The 22,022-nt window shown below is 45.2% G+C and carries 22 protein-coding genes; 17 read left to right on the top strand and 5 right to left on the bottom strand.

What is annotated here, in order from left to right; genetic code table 11:
- Positions 1–5: 5 nt before the first annotated feature.
- A complete protein-coding gene (gene dnaG, locus R8389_RS04190; protein ID WP_317636793.1) occupies positions 6–1,805 on the top strand; it encodes a DNA primase in 1,800 nt (599 codons plus the stop codon).
- 13 nt (positions 1,806–1,818) lie between these two features.
- A complete protein-coding gene (rpoD, locus tag R8389_RS04185) occupies positions 1,819–2,940 on the top strand; it encodes an RNA polymerase sigma factor RpoD (protein WP_317636792.1) in 1,122 nt (373 codons plus the stop codon).
- Between the two features lie 71 nt (positions 2,941–3,011).
- Here rpoD and R8389_RS04180 read toward each other — a convergent pair whose 3' ends face one another.
- Positions 3,012–3,452 (bottom strand): 8-oxo-dGTP diphosphatase, encoded by a 441-nt coding sequence (locus R8389_RS04180; RefSeq protein WP_317636791.1) that lies wholly within the window; start codon positions 3,450–3,452, stop codon positions 3,012–3,014.
- Positions 3,453–3,586: 134 nt separating this feature from the next.
- Here R8389_RS04180 and R8389_RS04175 point away from each other — a divergent pair, with 134 nt between their 5' ends.
- From R8389_RS04175 to R8389_RS04110, 14 genes are all read left to right on the top strand, one after another.
- The gene (locus R8389_RS04175; RefSeq protein WP_317636790.1) at positions 3,587–4,276 is read left to right on the top strand and encodes a tRNA (adenine(22)-N(1))-methyltransferase; all 690 of its coding nucleotides are present in this window, start codon (positions 3,587–3,589) and stop codon (positions 4,274–4,276) included.
- Positions 4,263–5,060, top strand: a complete 798-nt coding sequence (locus tag R8389_RS04170) for a Nif3-like dinuclear metal center hexameric protein (protein WP_317636789.1) — start codon at positions 4,263–4,265, stop codon at positions 5,058–5,060. Before R8389_RS04175 ends, R8389_RS04170 begins: the two co-directional genes overlap by 14 nt.
- Positions 5,061–5,073: 13 nt before the next feature.
- A complete protein-coding gene (pepT, locus tag R8389_RS04165; protein WP_317636788.1) occupies positions 5,074–6,315 on the top strand; it encodes a peptidase T in 1,242 nt (413 codons plus the stop codon).
- 30 nt (positions 6,316–6,345) lie between these two features.
- Positions 6,346–6,498: a hypothetical protein gene (locus tag R8389_RS04160; RefSeq protein ID WP_317636787.1), complete on the top strand. Its 153-nt coding sequence runs from the start codon at positions 6,346–6,348 to the stop codon at positions 6,496–6,498.
- A gap of 164 nt (positions 6,499–6,662) precedes the next feature.
- Positions 6,663–7,016 carry a GntR family transcriptional regulator gene (locus R8389_RS04155; protein WP_317636786.1) on the top strand — a complete coding sequence of 118 codons (354 nt, stop codon included), beginning with the start codon at positions 6,663–6,665 and terminating at the stop codon, positions 7,014–7,016.
- Positions 7,017–7,026: 10 nt separating this feature from the next.
- Positions 7,027–7,731 (top strand): ABC transporter ATP-binding protein, encoded by a 705-nt coding sequence (locus R8389_RS04150; protein WP_317636785.1) that lies wholly within the window; start codon positions 7,027–7,029, stop codon positions 7,729–7,731.
- Positions 7,731–8,591 carry a hypothetical protein gene (locus R8389_RS04145; protein ID WP_317636784.1) on the top strand — a complete coding sequence of 287 codons (861 nt, stop codon included), beginning with the start codon at positions 7,731–7,733 and terminating at the stop codon, positions 8,589–8,591. Before R8389_RS04150 ends, R8389_RS04145 begins: the two co-directional genes overlap by 1 nt.
- 74 nt (positions 8,592–8,665) lie before the next feature.
- On the top strand, positions 8,666–9,520 hold the full coding sequence (locus R8389_RS04140) for a hypothetical protein (protein WP_317636783.1): 855 nt from the start codon (positions 8,666–8,668) through the stop codon (positions 9,518–9,520).
- Positions 9,521–9,586: 66 nt separating this feature from the next.
- Positions 9,587–10,162: a signal peptidase I gene (lepB, locus tag R8389_RS04135; RefSeq protein WP_317636782.1), complete on the top strand. Its 576-nt coding sequence runs from the start codon at positions 9,587–9,589 to the stop codon at positions 10,160–10,162.
- 59 nt (positions 10,163–10,221) lie between these two features.
- Positions 10,222–10,413 carry an LBP_cg2779 family protein gene (locus R8389_RS04130; RefSeq protein WP_317636781.1) on the top strand — a complete coding sequence of 64 codons (192 nt, stop codon included), beginning with the start codon at positions 10,222–10,224 and terminating at the stop codon, positions 10,411–10,413.
- 105 nt (positions 10,414–10,518) lie between these two features.
- Positions 10,519–11,283, top strand: coding sequence for an SAM-dependent methyltransferase (locus R8389_RS04125; RefSeq protein ID WP_317636780.1), 765 nt, complete (start codon positions 10,519–10,521; stop codon positions 11,281–11,283).
- Positions 11,273–12,238: an ABC transporter permease gene (locus R8389_RS04120; protein ID WP_317638216.1), complete on the top strand. Its 966-nt coding sequence runs from the start codon at positions 11,273–11,275 to the stop codon at positions 12,236–12,238. The genes R8389_RS04125 and R8389_RS04120 overlap by 11 nt, the downstream gene beginning before the upstream one ends.
- Positions 12,231–13,622 carry an RsmB/NOP family class I SAM-dependent RNA methyltransferase gene (locus R8389_RS04115; protein ID WP_317638215.1) on the top strand — a complete coding sequence of 464 codons (1,392 nt, stop codon included), beginning with the start codon at positions 12,231–12,233 and terminating at the stop codon, positions 13,620–13,622. The genes R8389_RS04120 and R8389_RS04115 overlap by 8 nt, the downstream gene beginning before the upstream one ends.
- Positions 13,623–13,632: 10 nt before the next feature.
- Positions 13,633–14,421: an HAD family hydrolase gene (locus tag R8389_RS04110; protein WP_317638214.1), complete on the top strand. Its 789-nt coding sequence runs from the start codon at positions 13,633–13,635 to the stop codon at positions 14,419–14,421.
- A gap of 40 nt (positions 14,422–14,461) precedes the next feature.
- Here the strand turns inward: R8389_RS04110 and fni are convergent, their stop codons facing one another.
- From fni to mvk, 4 genes are read right to left on the bottom strand one after another with little or no spacing between them, the layout of a single operon-like run.
- Positions 14,462–15,478, bottom strand: coding sequence for a type 2 isopentenyl-diphosphate Delta-isomerase (fni, locus tag R8389_RS04105; protein ID WP_317638213.1), 1,017 nt, complete (start codon positions 15,476–15,478; stop codon positions 14,462–14,464).
- 9 nt (positions 15,479–15,487) lie between these two features.
- The gene (locus R8389_RS04100; protein ID WP_317638212.1) at positions 15,488–16,570 is read right to left on the bottom strand and encodes a phosphomevalonate kinase; all 1,083 of its coding nucleotides are present in this window, start codon (positions 16,568–16,570) and stop codon (positions 15,488–15,490) included.
- Between the two features lie 34 nt (positions 16,571–16,604).
- Positions 16,605–17,564: a diphosphomevalonate decarboxylase gene (gene mvaD / locus R8389_RS04095; RefSeq protein ID WP_317638211.1), complete on the bottom strand. Its 960-nt coding sequence runs from the start codon at positions 17,562–17,564 to the stop codon at positions 16,605–16,607.
- On the bottom strand, positions 17,564–18,472 hold the full coding sequence (gene mvk, locus R8389_RS04090) for a mevalonate kinase (RefSeq protein ID WP_317638210.1): 909 nt from the start codon (positions 18,470–18,472) through the stop codon (positions 17,564–17,566). The genes mvaD and mvk overlap by 1 nt, the downstream gene beginning before the upstream one ends.
- A gap of 76 nt (positions 18,473–18,548) precedes the next feature.
- On the opposite strand from mvk, the gene R8389_RS04085 reads away from it, so the two are divergent.
- The gene (locus R8389_RS04085) at positions 18,549–22,022 is read left to right on the top strand and encodes a PD-(D/E)XK nuclease family protein (RefSeq protein ID WP_317638209.1); all 3,474 of its coding nucleotides are present in this window, start codon (positions 18,549–18,551) and stop codon (positions 22,020–22,022) included.

Genomic DNA, 22,022 nt, shown 5'->3' with positions numbered 1-22,022 from the left:
AACAGATGGCTGGATTAATCCCAGAGCAAACAATTGCTAAAGTCCGTGATAATATCAATATTGTCAACGTCATCAGCCAATACGTATCTCTTGAGAAGAAGGGTAAGGACTATGTGGGCCTCTGTCCTTTTCACGAAGAAAAAACTCCTTCTTTTACCGTTAACGAGGGGAAGCAATTCTTTAAATGCTTTGGCTGCGGTAAGGGCGGTAATGTGTTCAACTTTTTGATGGAACAGGAAAACCTGACCTTTCCCGAAAGCGTACAGAAAGCGGCAGATCTAGCCCATATTGAAATTGAGGAATTTGCCCAGCAAAAGGCTAAATATTCCAATGTGCTAATTAAAATCAACGAGGCGGCAGCTGACTTCTATCACCGCGTGTTGGCTTCAACTAATGCAGGTAAACGCGGGCTCGATTATGCCCAGGAACGGGATCTCAGTGCGGACATCATCGATCATTTTCGAATTGGCTACGCGCCCAAGCAGAATAACCTGCTTTTGACCTACTTGCGGGGACATCACTATCAGGATAAGGACCTGCTAGATAGTGGTCTCTTTGTCCAAAGCAAAGCGGGGGAAATGTTTGATCGCTTCCGTGACCGGCTGATGTTTCCGTTAACCAATGAAGGTGACTACGTCATCGGCTTTTCCGGTCGCCGACTGACTAAAGACAAGACCGAGGCTAAATATATTAACAGCCCTGAAACCAAGCTCTTTGAAAAGTCTAAGGTTCTCTTTCATTTTGCTGAGGCGAAAAAAGCGGCACGCAGTGAAGGACACTTGATTCTCTATGAAGGTTATCTGGACGTGATTGCAGCCTACAAGGCTGGGGTTAAGTCTGGCATTGCCTCAATGGGAACCAGTCTGACGGACCAGCAAGTGTATATGCTGCGTCGGATTACTAATAATATTATTATCAACTATGATGGTGATGAAGCAGGTATCCACGCTGAGGAGCGGGCGGCCAAAATGTTTGCTCAAACGGGTGGTTTTAACTTGGGAATTGTTGTTTTGCCGGAAAAGTTGGATCCCGATGACTACGTCAAAAAATACGGCAGTGCCAAGTACCTCGATGAAGTTAAGGGTGCACTGACGCCGACTGACTTTTTTTTAAAACGCTTGACGCAAAAATACAACCTGGACAATGACCGAGAAAAACTAGCCTACTTGGATGAGGCAATTAGAGCAATTGCCCAACTACCAAATCCGGTTGAGCAAGATTTATACCTAGACAAAGTAGCCCGAGAACAGAACGTTGCACGTGATTCGCTCAAGGTCAACCTGTTGCGCTATCGGCGCCAAAATAATATGGCTCAAAGACGTAAAACCGTCCCATTAGCAGCAGACCTAGCCGAACAAGCAAATTATGCACCAGCAAGCGAAACAGCGGTCCGGGCTAATGATCCAGTACAAACGCGCTTGCTTTACCTGTTCATGCATTCTGACCACGCGCGTGACTATCTGTTGCAGCAGCAGTTTTTGTTTCCCGACCAGGATTACCAGAACTTGGCTGAATTATGGTTAAATTTTTGTGCAGAACAGGAAAAACCAACCGTCAATAGTTTTTTAAATTTTATTCCTGAGCAACTTCAAGGTATAATAGTAAATGCTGAAATGACAGACATGCCCCAGGATTTTTCTGATCGCGAAATTGATGAACAAGTAAACGCCTTAAAAAGACGCCGCGTTAATGCTGAATTGCGTGAGCAGCTAAGCAAGTTGCAGGACGCAAAAAGAAAAATGGATACGGAAGAAATTATGGCGATTACGCAGAAAATTTTGCAGTTAAAAAGAATTCAGGGTTAAAGGGGGGCTTATTGTGGTAGAAAAGAAAAAAACCAGCAAAAAAGAAGAACTATCTTTAGATCAGCTAGTTAAACAGGTGGTCAAAGACGTTAAAAAGGATAAGGCGATTACCGAAACCGAATTTGTTGACCGTCTAGTCACACCATATGATCTAGAAGGTAAGGCCGTTGACCAACTGGTGCAAGAGTTTGAAGATAATGGCATCAGTATCGTAGACGACCAGGGCGAACCTTCTAAGCTTGCCCTAAAAAAACAAAAAGACGTTGAAAAAGCAGAATTAAAGGATATGTCGGCACCATCGAGTGTCCGCATGAATGATCCGGTCCGCATGTACTTAAAGGAAATTGGACGGGTACCGCTACTTAAAGCGGACCAAGAAATTTCTCTGGCCAAGCGCATTGAGAAGGGCGATGAAGAAGCCAAGCAAGAATTAGCTGAGGCTAACTTGCGTCTGGTTGTTTCAATTGCTAAACGCTATGTCGGACGTGGAATGTCTTTCTTGGACTTGATTCAAGAAGGAAATATGGGGCTAATGAAGGCTGTAGACAAGTTTGACTATAGTCTCGGCTTCAAATTCTCAACATATGCTACCTGGTGGATTCGGCAAGCGATTACCCGTGCGATTGCCGATCAAGCCCGGACAATCAGAATTCCCGTTCATATGGTTGAAACCATCAACAAGTTAATTAGGATCCAACGACAGTTACTGCAAGATTTGGGCCGAGAACCAACACCAGAAGAAATTGGTGCTGAAATGGACATGCCAACCGCCAAGGTGCGCGACATCTTGAAGATCGCGCAGGAGCCCGTTTCACTGGAAACCCCAATCGGTGAAGAAGACGATTCACACTTGGGTGACTTTATCAAAGACAAGGATGCAACCAGTCCAGAGCAACATGCTTCCTATGAGATGCTTAAGGAACAACTGGAACAAGTGCTTGATACGTTGACCGATCGAGAGGAAAATGTTTTGCGCCTGCGTTTTGGCCTTGATGATGGTCGAACCAGAACTCTGGAAGAAGTTGGGAAAGTTTTTGGTGTTACCCGTGAACGAATCCGGCAAATTGAAGCCAAGGCTTTGCGCAAGTTGCGCCACCCAAGTCGCTCCAACCAACTGCGTGACTTTTTAGATTAAAAATGCCAAAACTTAACCAAAAAACTAGCTGTTCAATCAGCTAGTTTTTTGGTTTGCTACTAAATTTACTACTAAAATGGCTCGTCACGCTCGCCATCGAGTAAATGTTCTTGCCGCGTTTGATCGAAATATACCAGGAGGTCGCGGTCAAAGTTTTCAGCCAGTTGGTGAGTAAGCAGTTCTTCCTGGGTCATCCAAGTTAGGTTACCTTCAGGGGAAGACTTGACTGTTCCCTGAAATTTAGTTGCAATGTAAAAGAAGACTAGATAGCGCTGATTCTGGTCATCATAAAACTGTTTAAGCCCGCAAAGACGGGGATCCGTGATGGTTAAATTGGTTTCTTCTTTAACTTCACGCACGACAGCATCATGAAAGGATTCATGAGCTTCGACGTGGCCGCCGGGAAAGGTCAGTCCCGGCCAGGTAGGATCCTTGCGGTCTAAAACCAAAATTTGGTGATTGGCGGTAATCATACACATGTTGGTTAGAGTCACACGTTCGGTTCTGTCCATTATTGAATATTTCCTCTCTACTAATTAATTATCAATTATATGCTAACACAAGTTAAAAAGACCGGGGACGATTTTTTCGCCCTTTAGCTAGCAGAGTATGCTAAAATTTTAGTACAGAGAAGGTGGGTTATAGAGTGAATTTACGGTTAAAGATGCTAGCAAGCATGGTTGACGTGGGCGCCCGGATTGCCGATATCGGGACCGACCACGCCTACTTACCAATTGAATTAGTCAAGGCTGGTAAAGTCGATTTTGCCATCGCCAGCGACATTGCTAAGGGCCCCCTGGCCAACGCGCAGGCAGACATTAGCCAGGCGGGCCTCAGCTCCAAAATTGCGACTCGCTTGGGTCCAGGCCTTGCACCAATAACGGTAGCAGACCAGGTTGATACCGTCATTATTGCCGGAATGGGCGGCAAATTGATGACACAAATTTTAGCTGAGGCATGGTTTAAAGGAATGAGTTTTGCCACTTTGGTGCTAGAACCAAATGTGGGTGAACCTGGAGTCCGGCAGTGGCTGCTAGATCATGACTATACCATCACCGCTGAAAGCATTGTGGCTGAAGCTGGTCACACCTACGAACTAATCAAGGCCCGACAAGCCAGGACTAAGGTAGAATTAAGTCCGGAAGAGATTTACTTTGGCCCCTTTTTATTACAGACCAAAAGCCCCGTTTTTATCCAAAAATGGCGCGACCAGTTATCCTATCACGAAAAGCTACTGCTTAACCTAAATAAGGCTAAAAATAAGGATAGCGTCCATATCAAGCAAATTAAAGAAGAAATTACCATGATTAAAGGAGTACTAGATGACCAAAGTTAGCGACATAATCCAGCTGCTGCAACGCCACTTCCCTGAAGAAATAGCTAGCAGCGGTGATCCAATAGGAATTCAGCTTGGATCAAAGGAACAATTAGTGACCAAAATCATGACCACCCTTGACGTCCGCATGCAGGTGGTTGACGAGGCCATTGACCAGGGTGTGAACCTAATTATTAGCCACCACCCGTTAATCTTCCGTCCAGCCCCCAACCTAGATTTTGCTGACCCGCAAAATGCCATTTATGCTAAGCTGATCAAACATGGAATTACCGTATATGCAATTCATACTAACTCCGACAAGGCCCAAGATGGTTCAAGTGATTGGCAGGCCGAAGAGTTAGATTTACTAGATGTTGAACCTTTCTGCCCTGATGACGATGGCATTGCAATTGGCCGCAAGGGTAGATTGCACCAGTCGATGACGGCAGAGGAATTTGCTTATTACGTTAAGGAAAAGCTGAAGATTAAGCTGGTACGTTTAATTACTGCTGATAATCACAAGCCGATTTCAACGGTCAGCTTTATCTGCGGTGATGGGAATAAGTACTGGCACCAAGCCGTTCATGACCAGCTGGATGCCTTCATTACTGGCGATGTCTATTACCATACGGGACATGATATGATTGCGGCCGGATTGACAGTGGTTGATCCTGGTCATTATACCGAAAAGATTTTTAAAGAAAAATTAGCTGAGCGCCTGGACCAGTGGCTAGCCGCGCAGGGCAGGGCCATACCCGTTGTCCAGTCACAGGTTTCAACTAATCCATTTCAAGATTTTGGTTAATTAGAGGAGTAAGATGGAATATTCAAATTTATTGCCGCGGTTTTTAAAGTACGTTAAGGTTAATTCGCGCTCGGATGAACATGCCGAGCGATTTCCATCAAGCAAGCGTGAAGAGGACTTCCAGAAGCAAGTGATTATGCCCGAGCTGAAAGAATTAGGCTTGGCGGATGTCCATTATAACCAGCAAGCGGGCTGTGTAATCGCCGAAATTCCGGCCACTATTGACCGTGAGGTACCAGTTATGGGCTTTTTAGCCCATTGTGATACTGCTGATTTTAATGCCACAAATGTGCAACCGCAGGTGCATGAAAACTATGATGGTCAATCGAAAATTCAGTTAGGCGATTCAGACTTCTACCTTGATCCAGAAATCTTTCCTAAGCTCAAAAACTACCGCGGTCAAACTATTATTACTGCATCAGGCGATACCTTACTAGGGGGCGATGATAAGTGCGGGATAGCTGAACTGGTCACTTTGGCGGAATATCTGCTGAATCATCCAGAAATAAAGCATGGCAAGATTCGGCTCGCCTTCACCCCAGATGAGGAAATTGGCACCGGGGCCAGTCATTTTGATGTGGCCGATTTTGGTGCTGAATTCGCCTTCACCGTTGACGGTGAAGCGCCCGGTAAACTCGACTGGGGTACTTTTTCAGCGGCCCAATTCGGACTTGATATCCAGGGGGTCAACGTCCACCCAGCAGTTGCTAAAGGACAGATGATTAACGCGATTCAGGTGGGAATAGACTTCCAAAAGCAGCTGCCCCAGGACGAAGTCCCTGAAAAAACCGCTGGTCGCCAAGGCTTCTTTCACCTAATGAACTTTTCCGGAACGGTCGATAATGCCCACTTGGACTATATCATCCGCGACTTTGAGCGCACCGGTCTAAAGCAACGCAAGCAGCTAGTGCAGTCACTGGTTAATAAGATGAATAAAGACTTTGGCGTTGAGCGGATTAAGTTAAAAATGTGGGATCAATACTACAACATGGCTGATGAACTTGAAAAGCGAATGGACATCGTCAATTTGGCTAGAGCAGCCTACCAGGCCGAGGGCCTAACAATTAATGAGGAGCCGGTTAGGGGCGGAACCGATGGTTCACAGTTGACCTACATGGGCTTACCCTGCCCAAACTTGTTTGCGGGAGAAGAAAACATGCATGGCCGTTTTGAGTACACCGTGTTAGAATCCATGTATCAGGCGGTTGATGTGATGGTCAACATGGTCAAAATGAACGCCGAAAACCACCACTAGTGGAACAAAAAAGGTAGCAAAAGTACTTTTTTGTTGAAGTTTGTTATTGTTGCTAAAGCTGCTAAATCAACGGTTTTGCCTAGCTCAACCAGCAATTCTAATTATGCACAATTATTATTAAGCGACAAAAAGGCGGGAGAATCATTGCTAGCAATGATTTTATCGGCCTTTTTAGGTAATTAAGGGCAATACGGCAAACTTGTGGAACACGATGCAGTTAAAGTAAAATAATCAGCGCTTAATTAAACTTGTAACTAATGAATTAAAAAGATTGCATAAAAGATTAAGAAGAGTTATTATTAGTTGTGTATTAGAGAAATAATACAGTGTAAAAGGACGGTGAACTCGTGGAATTCAAGGATAACATTCCCATCTACCTGCAAATCAAGCAGTACCTCTACCGGCAAATTATTACTGGCAAGCTGCAACCCGGTAAAAAAATCCCCTCGGTGCGTGACCTGGCCGTACAGCTGACAGTTAATGTCAATACGGTTCAAAGGGCTCTGCAACAAATGAATGTTGAGGGTATTTTATATACCAAAAGGGGCGAAGGTAACTTCGTAACCTCTGATACTGACTTGCTGGCGCAGACCAAGCAGAAATTGATTAATAGTGAATTAGCAAAATTTGTCCAAAGTATGAAGGAGTTGGGCGTGGAAAGCGACCAAGTTAGTACAATTTTGCAAGAATACATAAAGTAGGAGTAAAAATATGGCAAATCTTTTAGAAATCAGTGATTTAAGCTATAAGAAGAACCAAAGAACAATTTTAGCGGATATCAACCTCGACCTGACTCCCGGTAAGATCGTGGCCCTTCTGGGTGAGAATGGGGCGGGTAAAACCACCCTCATGCGGATTATCTGTAGCATGGCCAAGAATTACCAGGGAGTAGTTAAGGTCGCTGGCTTTAGCCGCGAAGCTGAGCGCAAGGAACATACTTCCTTTACCGATGGTTTAACGGGCTTTGGTGGCTCAACCAAGGTCAAAGAAATTGTGAAGTTTTTTGAAGTGATTTACCAAGACTTTGACAAGGAAGAGTTTAGCTTACTGCTTGAATTCATGCGGTTGAACCAAGACATGCGATTATCGCAAATGTCAAAGGGGATGCGTGAAAAGTTGGTTATTGCTTTGACCTTTGCCCGTAAAGCTGACCTCTATTTATTGGATGAGCCCTTCTCTGGGATTGATGCTATGGCCCGCAAGAAGATTATTAACTCGATCATTCGCTGGAAGGACGAACAAGCCACCATTCTAATTTCGGACCACTTTGTTAATGAGATTGCTTCGATGCTCGATGAGGTAGTCATTATTAAGGGCAACACCATCTATGCACACAAGTCGACTGAAGAAATTAGGGCTAACAACGTGAGCGTTGAAGAATACTACGAGGGGCTTTACCAGGGGGAGGAAGAATAATGTCAATTTTTAACCGCTTATTTGCTGAGCTGTTTAAGTCGAAAACGAAAAAGGCTTATTCAATGCTGCTCATTCAATTTGTAGTTGCACTGGCGCTAACTATCATCACTTTTATCAGTGTTGGTTCTCCCGAAGTAGCTATCAAAAATAATACCTTTACCAGTTTCTTCCCCGGACTCTTAGCGACTTATGCAACCCTTTCTTTTCTCTTTATCCCAGTTTTTTATATTACCACCTGCATTGCCAATGAACGTACCAACCGGAACCAGACCTTCCGCTTAGTGCCGATTAGCGACAGCCCCTTTTATCTCGATAATATCCTCAGTTCCTTTGTGGCCTTAGCTTATTATGGAATTTTGAACGTTTTATCGATTTTTATTTTGTTTGGGGCCTCTTACACGTTTGATGCCAGCTTCCGACAGGTAACGAAGCTTGATTTTTCAAATCTTCAAGCGGCTCTTCAACGGGCCGACATCAACTTTGGCAGCGACGTTGTTTTCAACCTGCTGGGAATCTTGATGTTACTTATTTTAATCAGCTTTTTTGGATACTTCATAGTTAGCTTTTTAAACTTTTCGAGTAGCGCCATTCTAGACTTCTTGCCGGATGTTTCGAATAAGACCGTTCTGCGCATCATCAGGCTAGTTTTGATCATTTTCATCGCTTGGTTACTAACTCGGGCCAATGGGTATCTAGCGCGGATAATTGCTTCGCCGCTTGATTTCTTTTTAGGGACTGGTGATAATGCCAGCAACAAGTTAGGTATTTCAATTTTAGTCATGCTGGCAATTGATATCGTCTTTCTGGTCGCTGATACTTTCTTAATGAGCAAGTTCTTTGAAGCCCGAGAGAAAAAATAACTTGCAGTTTTTCGAATAGGCTACAGTAAGCTGAACAGATAAGCAGCATACGCAGCCAAGAAAGAGGGAGTAAAATGACAGTTTTTAAGCATTTATTTACCAAATTATTTAACTTAAAGAGTAAAGGGGCTTATGCCCTGTTGTTGATTCAATGCATCGGGGTCCTGGTCCTTAGTATCTTGACCTTTGATAACCAGGGTGCTAAGTACATGCCTAACGGCACTTACCTGGGTAACATCAACATTACTTACTTCTTTTCTGGACTGCTTGCCATTTACCTGGTTTTTGTACTATTTTTCAGCTTGGTCTTTTATCTCATCACTTGCATTCAAAATGAACGGTTTAATCGTAGCCCAACCTTGCGGCTAACGCCAATCAGCGATCCGCTATTTTATCTGGATAACATGCTAAGTTCTCTTGCTACTATGGGGTATTACCTGCTGTTAGCCATCTTGCCAGCGCTTTTCGTTTATGGACTGTCGCTTTTCCTTGACCCCAGCTTGCGTGCGAGCCTGGGCGACTTCCTGAGTACGATCGGGCACTACCATATTTCAGAAAAAGTGGTCTTTAACTGCTTAAGTACGCTGGCCTTAATTATCCTAACTATGCTTTTTGGTTACCTCTTTATTAGTTTCCTTAATTTTTCAAGCCAGGCAATCTTAGACTTTATTCCTGGTGTTTCAAGTCAAGCGCTACTCCAAGTTATTCATGTCTTACTGATTATTATTTTAGCCTGGATTCTAGTTAAGTCTAAGAATTTTGTCATGTATATCATTACGTCTCCTCTTGAATTTATCGAGAGTAATGGCAATAACACCAGTGCTGATTTGGTCCTCGTCGTTCTGGTCATGCTAGTGATTGATGCCATTTTTATGATCGCCAACACGCTTCTAATCAGTAAGTTCTTTGAAGCCCGGGAGAAGAATTGACTTCCTCTTGCAAGCGGGCAGATTTTGATTATAATTAAGCAATATCTATCTCAAAGGAGCAGCTTTATGGCTAAAACAAAAAGAAAAAAACAAGCTGAAGAAGAAAGTCTAGGCAAGTTTCTCTTCGATGTTGTGGTAATGATGGCAGTATTCTTAGGCATCTTCTACCTCGTATTCACCTTTGTGTTATCTAATAATCGGGTCGATGGTGGTTCAATGCAGCCTACCTTGGAAAATAATCAGCGCTTGTTTGCCATTCGGCACTTTACGCCTAAGCGTAATGAAATCGTCGTCTTAAAGGCACCAAAAGCCGCCCAAGATGCTCCTGGTGCCCTTTACATTAAGCGGGTCATTGGTCTGCCAGGGGACAAACTTGTTTCTAAAAATGATCAGCTGTATGTTAACGGCAAACGTTTATCTGAACCCTATCTGAATAACCAATACAAACGGGCCGCTAATCATGCCGGCCACACCTACACCAACAACTTCACCTATAAAGTGCCTAAAGGATACTATTATGTAATGGGTGATCATCGTGACATTTCTAAAGACTCTCATATTTTTGGACCCGTAAAGCGGGCAAACTTAATTGGCAAGGTCTTCTTTAGGTACTGGCCACTTAACCAAATGCAGGGCTATTAGCAGCAATTTTTGAATTTGCCCGTTTTTTTCGCTAAAATATGGGTAAAGGAGAATTTATCATGAATAAGCAACTAGAAGAATTATCCGCTGCAATTATCGCATATCAAGTTAAGCATCAGATCACTGATACGGGCTTGGCTTTTGCCTGCCACTTATCCGTGGAAAAGATTCACGCCATGAAGGCCGGCGTAGGGGAGTTTACCTCGGAGGAGATTAACCAACTCTATGACTACATGGCCGCTAGTCGCTAAGTTGACGTGAAAAAGGCACTCAAGGAAAACTTGAGTGCCTTTTAATTTGCAGCTTTATGCTTGCTTATCACTGAAATCTGCCCGCTCGAATGGTAAAATCATTATATGACTTCTTCTAAAACGAACTTTCTAGCAAAAATCAATGAACTAGATGCCGAGCTGGCCGACCATGAAGTCCACGCGCAGGCAAAAGTAGTTCAGGAGCTGGTAGCTACGATTGCGCAAGCCCAAATACCGGCTACCGCACCTCAAGCACTGGGCTTTGCACCTGCTGAGCTTGAACAAATTATGGCTCGCACTGCACCAGCTAAAAAAACTCAGGTTAAGGTTATCAACCAGCTCTTTAACAGCCTGCGCCAGTTTTTAGCAATTCACTACGGTGTCTGGTCCGTCCCCAATTTGACTACGGCCAGGTTAATCAAGGACCAGTTGCACATCAAGCAGGCGCTAGAAATTATGGCTGGCAATGCTCTATGGTCTAAGGCCCTGAACCTAGCCGGAATTGCAACTGTAGCAACCGACTCGCTTGAATGGGCTAAAACTTCTAAGACGGGGTCCCGACCAAGTGTTGCCGTCATTGATGCGTCTGCCCCGGCGGCCATCGAACGATTTGCCGCAGTCCAGCTGATTATCTGTTCCTGGGCTCCCAACTTTGACCATAGCGACCTTGAAGCAGTTCATGCTTGGCGGAAGTACAACCCCAATGCACACTTGCTCTTTGTTGGTGAGCGGAACGGAGCAACCAACTCGGCTGCCTTTTGGCATTCCATGCACTTTCTCCATTCAGAGGGTTTGCAGCGCATCAATCGTTCTTTTAACAGTTTTGATTTTATTAATGAACAGATATTTGAGCTAAAACATGAAAGTTAAAAAATTTATATTAATCATTATCCTTTTTCTGTCTTTTTTAGGCATCGGTAGCATGTTATCCAACATTCAGTCTAACCAGGCAGACCAACTCTTAGAAGCATACGGTCTCAGCAACAATACCCGCTACTTTAAAGTACAAAGTAAGCAAACGGTTGGTGCATTTTTGCGTTTTTTACAAAAAAAGTACCCCAAACGCAAGATTCAAATTCACTTAGCCAGTCAGCATGAGCGCAATCAGACTTTGATCTGGTCCAATCACGATGTAGTTACCTTGCCAACTGAAAACGGGCGCTACTTTACCCGGGACGATTTCAAAGGTAAGGTTTCATTCGCAGTCTTGGGCCAAAATGCCCGCGTCAAAACACTACAAGTTCAAAATAACCAGTACGTCGACTTGGGTAACAAGTATTATACGGTAATTGGTACATTCAAGCATTACCGGCAAATGAAACAAAACGAATACTATCTAACCACTGGCCCCCAGCAGCCAACAGGCCGGTTTAAATTGCAAAACTATGTAATCATTATTGATAGTTCAGTTAAAATAAGCCGCCAACTAGCTGCACATTATGGCGCTAAACTGAAAACACCACCCTTTGTCAAAAAACATCAAAACCGGAAGTTTTCGGTAGTTAAGGAGATTTTACTGGCCATTGGTCTAATCATATTCGCGGGCAGCTGTAACTTTTTCCTGGCCTTAATTGACTGGGAAACCGTTAAAAAGACTCATCTGAACGGCAAGCTCTTGCTTAACTGGCTCGTCAATCGCGGTATCAGAATAATGTTAATTGAGTTATTGCTAGCCCTAGCAGCTTACTTTTTCCTGTGCTGGCGAGCCTTTTTTTCCAATACACAGCACCTGCTTGGGCTACTTTTAGCTTGTTGGTTGCTGGTTTCAATTGCTTTCACCAGCAGTATTTTTTATCTAACGCGCAGGAGCGACCCACATGCTTAACTTACCCACTACTTTTTGTCAAAAATACCGCGATTTACTGGGTGAAGGCCAAGCCGAAGAACTTTTTGCGGCAATGGCTGATGCGCCCCAAAAGGCTTACCGTATCAACCAGTTAAAGTCATTTCAACAAGTATCATATTCCCAAGCCAGGCCCGTCCCAGGCATCAGCAATGCTTGGTATGGCCAAGTTGGCGGCCGCGATCCGGAATGGGTCAGTGGCACCGTGTATTCGCAAGAACCGGCCGCAATGTTTCCAGCATACAGCGCTGCGGTCCAGCCGGGCGACCGAGTACTTGACCTCTGTGCTGCTCCAGGGGGCAAAAGTACTGCTATTGGAGAGGCTTTGCGCGGGCAAGGGTTACTTGTGGCCAACGAAATTTCAGCCAGTCGTGCCCAAATTTTACGTGAAAACATTGAACGCTGGGGAATTGCGAATGCACTAGTTACTAGTGCAGCACCAGCAAGTTTAGCTGCTCAATTTCCCCAGTTTTTTGATAAAATACTCGTGGACGCACCCTGCAGCGGCGAGGGTATGTTCCGCAAGAATCCAGCTGCAGCGCAGTATTGGTCACAGGATTACGTCCTCACGTGCCAGCGCCGGCAACAGGAAATTTTACTTGCAGCAGTCAAGATGCTGAAACCAGGAGGGGAGTTAATCTACTCGACCTGTACTTTTGCGCCAGAAGAAAATGAACAGATCGTTTCTTGGCTAGTGGAACAGTTTGACTTCCAGGTTCAACCGCTGGCATTAAGAGGAGTTAAGGTGGCTAGTGGCCGGCCTGAATGGGCCCAGGGCGAGACTTGCTTAAGCCAGACTATCCGCTTTTGGCCCTTTGACGGCTTGGGTGAAGGGCAATTCGTCGCTAAATTAAGGCTACCTGGTCAGGAAACACAACCATGCCCGTCCCCGAAAAAAAAGCTGGCTAAGCCCAAAATTCCGCAAGGGGGGCTAACCCGGTCTGAACAAGAACTGGTGGCGACTGTACTTGATTACTTCACCTTACCAACTTGCCTGGCAGAGTGGGCTAACCGCAGCCGCGTTAGTCACGGCCATGTCTTTATACCAGTTCTACCGCCGGCTAACTTACATGTTAAGGTGGTCAACAATGGTAGCGAGTTGGGGTTGTTAAAGAAAAACCGCTTTGAACCCGGTCACCAACTCGCAATGCTACTAGGGCAGGTCAAGCAAGAGCGGGTAATTGACCTTAGTGCAGCCGCTTATTTAAGCTATTTACACGGTGAAACACTACCAGTTAAAACAGCACTGCGGGGATTCGTTTTGGTCAGCTACCACAACTTCATTTTTAGTTTTGGCAAAGTAGCTGGTAATGGTATCTTAAAGAATTTTTATCCTAAAGGATTGCGAATATTAAAGAAAGATTGAGTGAACAAGAATGATTAAGTTAATTGCAACAGACATGGACGGTACCTGGTTAACCGATGAAAAAACCTATGATGAAGACCTGTTCTTGCGCGAATTCGCTCTCATGCAAGAGCAGGGGATTAAATTCGTCGTGGCCAGCGGTAACCAATTCGAAAATCTCTATTCACGCTTTCCCCAGGTAGCTAATAAACTGTACTATGTTGCTGAAAATGGTGCTCTGGTGGCCAAGGGCCGGCAGGTTATCCACGTCAGTAGTTTGTCCGAGCAAGATTGGCAAACTATTTTAGCAATAATTAAGCGATTCGATGAAAAAGTAACCGTTTCTGGCCTGGCTAGTGCCTATGTTTTAACTAAAGACGGTGCTGACTTTGCCCAAGAATTAAAAAAATACTACGAAAAACTCACCCTGGTCGATAACTTTGAGCACTTAGACGATAAAATCCTCAAGGCCACCTTTGAAGTGGCTGACGAGCAGCTACCGGTGATGCTGGCACTTTTAGAGCGCGAATACCCGCAGCTTAGCTTTGTGGCTGGTTCGGCGAATTCAATTGATATGTCAACTAAGGGGCTAAATAAGGCAACCGGGTTGAAGTACCTGGCAACTAAGCTGAAGATTAATCCCCGTGAAATGGTTGCCTTTGGCGATAGCGGAAACGATGTCGGCATGCTTAAATATGTGGGCCGGAGCTATGCCACTGGAACGGCTCTACCTAGTGCTAAGCGGGCAGCTAACCACGTGATTGGCTCCAGCAACCAAAGTGCTGTCCAAAAAGAAATCTGGCGTCTGCTAACAGAATAACTAAAAAATGCTAAGGATAATTACTTAGCATTTTTTAATATTAATTTAGTTGGTCAAGTACGTTCTTTAACGGCAAGTCATAATAGCTCTTAATCGCTGCCAAGTTATCCAGATCTGCTTGACCATAGACAGCAAGCAACCCCGCAAGTTCTTGCTGCCAAGCCTGAATCAGCTGTAGCAGGTAGGCAGCATCGTGGTCAAGCAAAGTTTGCAAAAAAAAGTTGGAAATGCCAACATACTTACCGCCTAAACAAAGCCCCTTTAACACGTCTAGCGGGTTTCGCACCCCGCCAGAAACCACGAAATCGACTTGGGCGCGGCTAGCCATCACGGCTGAGACGACAGTGGGCAGGCCCAGGTCGGCCAAATAGGAGAGGTCGGCAGGATTACGGGCATTTTCAATCTGAGCAAAGTTAGTGCCACCAGCACCGGCAATGTCAACCAAGTCAAAACCCTCGCGGTGGAGCAAGACCATAGTTGCTTCATCTAGACCAAAACCAACTTCCTTGATAATTATGGGTACAGTCAAGACCTGGCGCAATTCACGTAAATTTGCTAACCAATGGAAATCTCGTTCCCCTTCTGGCATGGCTATTTCTTGGACTGTGTTGAGGTGAATTTGAATTGCATCAGCCGCTAATTCAGTCACGATTTTTTGAGCAGCCGTAGGACTAGTCTTGGCATTAATATTGGCAATAACTACGCCAGTTGGGTTTTCTTCACGAGCAACCATAAAGCTGGCTAGCTGCTTTTCTTCCTTGACTAGAATGCTGGCTGAACCCAGAGCTAGGGCAATCTGTGCTTGGCGAGCAACTTGACCAAGTGCCCGGTTAATTACCAGGGACCTGGCTGAGCCGCCCGTCATGGCATTAATAAAAAAGGGGGCCGCTAAATCCTTGCCAAACATTTTAGTTCTGATAGCTGCTAAGTTAAGACGTGCTTCCGGCAACGCCGGCCGGACCAAATGCATTTGGTCAAAACTGTTAACCTGATGAGGCTGGTAAAACTTGCTAGCTAAAGTAAGGTGCTCTTCTTTGCGCTTAGATCTGATTGACATGTTTTTCCTCTACTGCTTAATTTTGCTTTGGTGCACGTGCAAGTCGAGTGGCATGATCCCATTTTGGCGCCATTCTTGCTCTAAGGCTGTAACATCTGTTTGGGCATCAGCAATGACGATCCCGCAATCACCGTTGCCAGCGCCAGATGTCTTAGCAGCCCCCCCGCAACTCTCCGCAATGTTAATTAACTTAGACAGGCGCGGAATTTCTATCGCAATTTGGTTAATCCGCGCAAAGTGACGCAGCAATTGCCGGTTTACGCGGATTTGCTTTTGAATTAAGTGAATGTCTTTATTTTCAAAACCGTTAATCATTTCCAAGACGCATTGCCGGGAAAAGTCAATGAACTGCTGATATTCACCATTAAGGGCCGCCTTATTAGCATTAGTTTCATCCACCAGACGCGAAGTCGAAGCGGGTTGTTGGCTCCAACCAATCATCAAATTCAGTCCAACTGGCGGGGTAAGGAGCTGAATTTTCAAACCAGGCCAAGCCTCACTAACAACCTCTGACAGTGTTTTGTGGTTTAGTTCTTGCTTGAGCCAGTTCTTATCAAAGGTTTGGTAGGCAATCCAGCCACCATATACGCTGGCCGCAATGTCACCAGCTGACCCGTTACCCTGGACAGAATAATGCGAAATTGCTGAAAGCTTGTAAACCAGTTCATTACTAAATGGCACATTATAAAAACGTAAAATCGCCTTAACCGTGGCTACGGTAACTGCCGCGCTTGACCCCAGACCGTACTTTTTACCGTCGGAAGAATCCAAGTCCGAGTTAATGTGCAAGTCGTACAATTTCATCTTCACATGCTGCTCAAGACAGAACCGTTCAGTGTATGAAATGGCAGCTAAAATATACTCAAAGGGGTTATCCCGATTGTCAATGACCATCTTGAAGCCCCGCCGTACCCAATGAATTGAATCCTGGGAATATTGCCTTGAATGAATTATTCCGGCAGCAGAATTAGTTTTCGTAATTGAGACCCGAATAAACTGGTTGACCGCAACTAAGATAGCCGGGCAATCTGGTTCTAAAACACCATATTCTCCAGCAATATACAATTTTCCGGGGGCTTGTTCTGTTATCAAAAGAATCCATTCTCCTAATCATTAAAAACATCAACTAGTCCAGGTAGCTGATACCCGGACCAAAACTTTGCATTACTATCTTAGCATTTTCAAATTCTGATACAAACTGCTTAGTAATTTCTTTTACATTTTTTAATTGGCACAAAATTTTGACATTAGGACCAGCGTCAATGGTGTAGTAACATTCGATGCCGCTAGCCCGGATTTTTTGGACAAGCTTGATAGCGGCAATAGTTGCTGGTTCAAAATAAGTGAAGCCAGGTGCAGCGGTCAAGTTGATGGCATGCATTTCATTGGCATTCAACTCAGCCAGCTGGCCCAGGCGAGAAAAGTCGTTGTCTTGGATAGCCTTAGTCATGGCCGCCAATTCTTCTTGGTTGCGCGCTAACCAGGGCTGAAAAAAGGGGGAGGAGGGTGCTTGACTCATCCCGCCAGTTGAAGACAAAAACTTAGGCTGCTGATTCAGTTCAACCGCTAGCAGTTGCAAGTCCAGCTTTGGCTTTTCATCCAGGGCATAGGCATAGGATGAAGCATCATCGGTGCCCTTTTGCCAGATGGCAAAGCCGCCATAGATCGATCGACTGGCAGAGCCCGAGCCGAGCCGGGCGAGCCGAGATAACTCCTTACGGCTGACCTCCAACTTATAATATGCACAAAAAGCCCCAGCCAGAGCAGCAAACGCCGAACTGGATGAGGCCAAGCCGGCGGCTGTCGGCACGTGGTTAGTGGATTCTACCCGCAAATGTCCAGTCTGGCCCAAGCGCTTTTGTAAGACATGCAGGTAGTCAAAAACCCGTTGCTTGCTTGAACCGGTTTGTTCACTGCCATTAAGAAAAAAGCGATCTTGGTCGCTCTTGACCACTCTTGTATCAGTATAAAATTGATCCAGGGTCATTGACAGACTAGACATTAAGGGCAGACGCAGTTTAGCATCTGCTTTGCCCCAATACTTAATTAACGCAATATTAGTGTGTGCACGAACAGTTTTTTCCATTAAATCTCCTCAATCCAGCTATTAGTAACTAGTGACTGGCATGCAGTAGCTATTCTCCGCGCCAGTACCTGGTCTTTGCACAGGGCAATGACAATACCGCCCAGACCACTGCCAGATAGTTTAAAACCCAACGCACCGTGAGAGAGGGCAATTTTTTGCAGTTCGGCAATTTTGGCAGTGGAAAGATCCAAGGAAGTCAAAATCGCTTGGGCGCGGTTAAAGTTGTGTCCGACACCTTGCTGGTCTTGCTTAAGCCAGGCTGTTTTGGTTTCAGTTGCTAATTGTCCCAGAGTCGCCAGCTTGCTTGCTGCTGCAGGGGACTGCTCCAATTGCTGGTGAACTAGCGCGACCGCTTCCTTAGTGCTGCCCAATTCACCAGTATCCATAATCAACAGGCTTGCCTTTAGTTCCGCTTGCAGGGCTACCGGCCCCCTTTTTTGGTTAAAAAAGATTAGGTGGTCAGAGTTAACTGTGGCGGCGTCTAAACCTGATGCTTGGCCGTGATTGATTGTTTCAGCCTGGTTAGTGATAGCGATAACTTCTGCCTCAGTGAGCCCCAGCTTAAAATAATCGTTCAGCACCCGGGTAGTAGCCAGAGCAACACTGGCGCTTGAGCCCAGGCCGCGCTTAGTGGGAATCTGACCGCGATAAGTGAACTTAAGAGGCTGCTGACTGGCCGCTTTGGTCAGCATAGTTCTTACTACGTACTTTAATCCATCATATTCAGCTGGGGCCGCCCAAAAAGGACCATGGTACTTGGCGGTCGCCATCCACATTTCTGCTGCACGTTCAACCGTAGTCCTGATTTGCAGCGACTTAAGGGGCAGAGCTAAGGCATCGTAGCCATAAACAACGGCGTGTTCGCCCATTAAAATCACTTTACCATGAGCCAAATAACTGTTTTTCATTTAATTTAAAATCCTTATTGTCTGTATCAAAACTGTGCTCCTATGCTAAAATATGTAGCAGAGGAGCAGAGCACAAATGATCAAAATTTTAGTCGGTCGACAGACCGACCAGCTGCAAGAACAAGTTTTGCAACTGGCGGTTACAAATTATCAGCAGTCACCAGAACAAGAAACTTTTGTCATTGTCCCTAATCACATTAAGTTTACCACAGAAGTACGGGCAATAAGCAAACTAGCCGTCAGCCAGCAGCAGGTTGAGCAAGCGGTAAAAAATTTACAGGTTCTGTCTTTTTCGCGGCTGGCCTGGTTCTTTTTAAAAGATGCTCCCACCAGCATCCCCAGTCAGCTTGACGATGCCGCTGCGGCCATGCTACTTGCTAAAATAATCGAGCAAAAGCGACCTGAATTACATCTTTTTAAGAGTGCCAATATTAGTCCTGGTCTCGTAAAGCAGCTTTATGAAACGATTTTAGAAGTTCGTACGGGTAATCTTGACCTTGATGACATTGACTCCGAAAAGCTGGATCTTGAAACCAAGAATAAGCTGGCCGATTTGAAGGTGATTTATGATGCCTTTATTGCTGGCATTGCGGGTAAATTCTCCACTTCTAATGAAGTTCAACTGCAGCTAAACGAATATTTAGCTAGTCAACCAGACTTACAGCACACCGACTTTTATTTTAGCGATTTTTCACACTTTACCCTGCAAGAATGCTTAACGATCAAGCTACTTATGCTTCATGCCCGCAGCGTTACGCTGGCTTTTAAAACCCAAACCGGTGATATCAACCGGGACCCTGAACCAGGCGACTACGATTACGTTATTCAGACGACCATCAACCAACTGCTTAACTACATAAACCAGCATAAGTTGCCATATCAGGTAGAAACGGTGCCAATCTCACCTGTACTTAACCAGCGTGAACGACTGAATGACTTCTGGACCGGCATTAGCCCGGCACCAAGTGAACTGAATCAGGTGCAACTAGTTCGAGCAGATAACCGCTATGCTGAAGCCTACTTCGTTGCCCGCACCATTTACCAGCAGGTAGCATTACAGCATTATCGCTACCGCGACTTTTTGGTCTTAGCGCCTAATTTACATGAGTACGAAACCTATTTGACACCGATCTTGCGGCAAAATAACATTCCTTTTTTCAATGATCTAGAGCAGGAAATGAAGTACCATCCCCTGGTAGTCTTAATTGAAAACATTGCCCAACTAGCAACCAAGCCGTTACAGACGCAAAATCTCTTAACAATTATGAAAACTCACCTGATCATTCCTAAATGGTACAAGGATGAGGCTGCCTACCTCCAAGATGTCGATCAATTGGAGAATTTTGTCTTGGCCCACGGTATTAACCATCAGCTCTGGCAGCGCGACTTTACGTCCTTTGTTGCTGCCAAAACGATTCGCCTTGATCAGGTTCCTGATCAGGTGGCCAAAATCAACAAGTTAAAAAATTTCTTTGTCAAGCAGGTTACGGACCTCCTAACCAAGTTAGCTAAGGAAAAGGACACCCAGCAGGCTCTTACTGTTTTCTTTAACTGGTTAACGCAAAACGGCGTGCCAAGCAGCTTAGAAAAATGGCGTGAAGCCGCCCAAGATCAGGGCGATTTGCAGCAAGCACGCCAGTCCGAGCAGGTCTGGGACTTGTTAATTAACCTCTTGCGTGATTACCTCTTGATCAACCCAGCTGAATTTACTTCCGCTGAATTTTTTGCTGTGCTGGTTAATGGCTTTAAGGAAGCCACTTTTTCACAAATCCCGTCCACTTTAGATGCCGTTGATCTTTCCGAAACTGGAATTGTGCAAGTTGATGGCTATAAGCAAGTTTTTATTCTGGGGGCGACCAGTAATGGTCTACCGCAAATTCAGACTACCCCTGGCTTCTTAAGTACAGAAAACCTGGAACAATTGAGTGCGAACTTCGGCGAGGATGCTTACCTTGAAGACCGGCAGCAACTCAGTAACCTAGACCAGAACTACCAATTCGGCTTATCGCTGGCCCTGGCTCAAGACCAGGTTTATTTGTCTTATGCCGTTGCTGGTAGCGAAAATGAGGCCGTTGAGCCGTCACTTTACTATGAACGCTTTAAAAAGGCTGGGGCAGCGGAATTTTGTCAACATGACTTACCGGAAAAACGGCAAGAGCTATTATCATTTTTGACTAATCCTGAAGCGAGCCTAGGTTATCTGACCTATCTGCAACGGACTGACCAGAATGTTGCAGTCGACGCTTTGCTCAAGCTGACAGCGGAACGGCTGCCGCAAAAAACGGCCTTAGTGCTGGCCGGCAGTCAATTTATTAATGAACCAACAGATATCGGGGCGCCTTTGGCCCAGCAACTATACGGGGAAAACCTCAATTCATCAGTCTCACAGCTTGAAACCTTCTATGGCAACTCCTTTGAGTACTTTTTGAACTATGGGTTACGTTTGCGGAAGCGCTTTGATAATGAACTCGATGTTATTCAGGCTGGTAATTACTTTCACGAAACCTTCGACCGGCTGGTTAAGGAACTCAGCCAGCGCTCACTTGATCTAGCAGAAATTGATGAACCAACCCTCAAGCAACTGCTGGACCTGGTACGCGGTAAAATGAAAGCAGAAGCTAGATACCAGCAACTACTGACTGATCCGTTTAACCAATTTTTATTTAACTGTTTGGATCAGACAACCACAGCTGTAGCAGGGAACTGGCACCAAGCGGTGCAAAAAACTCCGCTCCGGGCCAAGTATGCCGAGCTGAGCTTTGGCCTGGGTGAGCAGGTAACCGGACTAAACTTCGAATTGCCCGACCTGGCCGGCAACCACCAAGTCAACCTGCGCGGTAAAATGGACCGGGTTGACCTGGCTCCGGTACCAGAGCAAAAAGGGGTATTGGCCCAAGTGATTGACTATAAATCTTCGGCACAAAAATTCAACCTTGGACTATTTTATAACGGAATATCCTTGCAGATGGTGTCATATCTTGATGTGCTGGCGCAAAACCAGGACTTTTTCGCTGGTCAACAGCCACTGGCGTTACTCGGCGCCTTTTACCAAACGGTTACGCGCCAGGTTGAGCGTTTGAACGGCAAGAATCTTTATGCAAGTGATCTTACCCTCAAGCAACCTAGCTTGGATGGTCAAGCGCGGCTGAAGTACACCGGTTTAATTAATAATGACCAATTAAGGTTGCTCGAAGCGGAGCCGGAATTAAAGCAGCCTAGTTCGTCCTCACAACTTTATGCTGGCATTAGCGCTAAAAAGGATGGCAGCATAACTGTTCGAGGGAACGCCTTCAATGACGATGAGCTTAAACTCTTGCTGGAATACGATGAAGCTTTGATTAAAGGTGCAGCGAGCCAGATTCTCGCGGGCAAAATCAAGCTTAACCCTTATCAATACGGCAAGGCGGTTAATGCACTAGCTTATTCTGATTACCGCGATATTTTATTTTTTGATGCCATGCTTAAAGAGAATCAATACCACCGTATCGGCAATCTTAGTAAAAAGGAATTACTAGCCAAGATCAAAGCAAAATTAGGAAAAGATGAATAA

This window comes from Lactobacillus xylocopicola (assembly GCF_033096005.1).
Classification (GTDB): Bacteria; Bacillota; Bacilli; order Lactobacillales; family Lactobacillaceae; genus Lactobacillus; species Lactobacillus xylocopicola.
The sequence above is the reverse complement of the archived record's forward strand: the minus strand, read 5'-3'. Positions and strand labels throughout refer to the sequence as shown.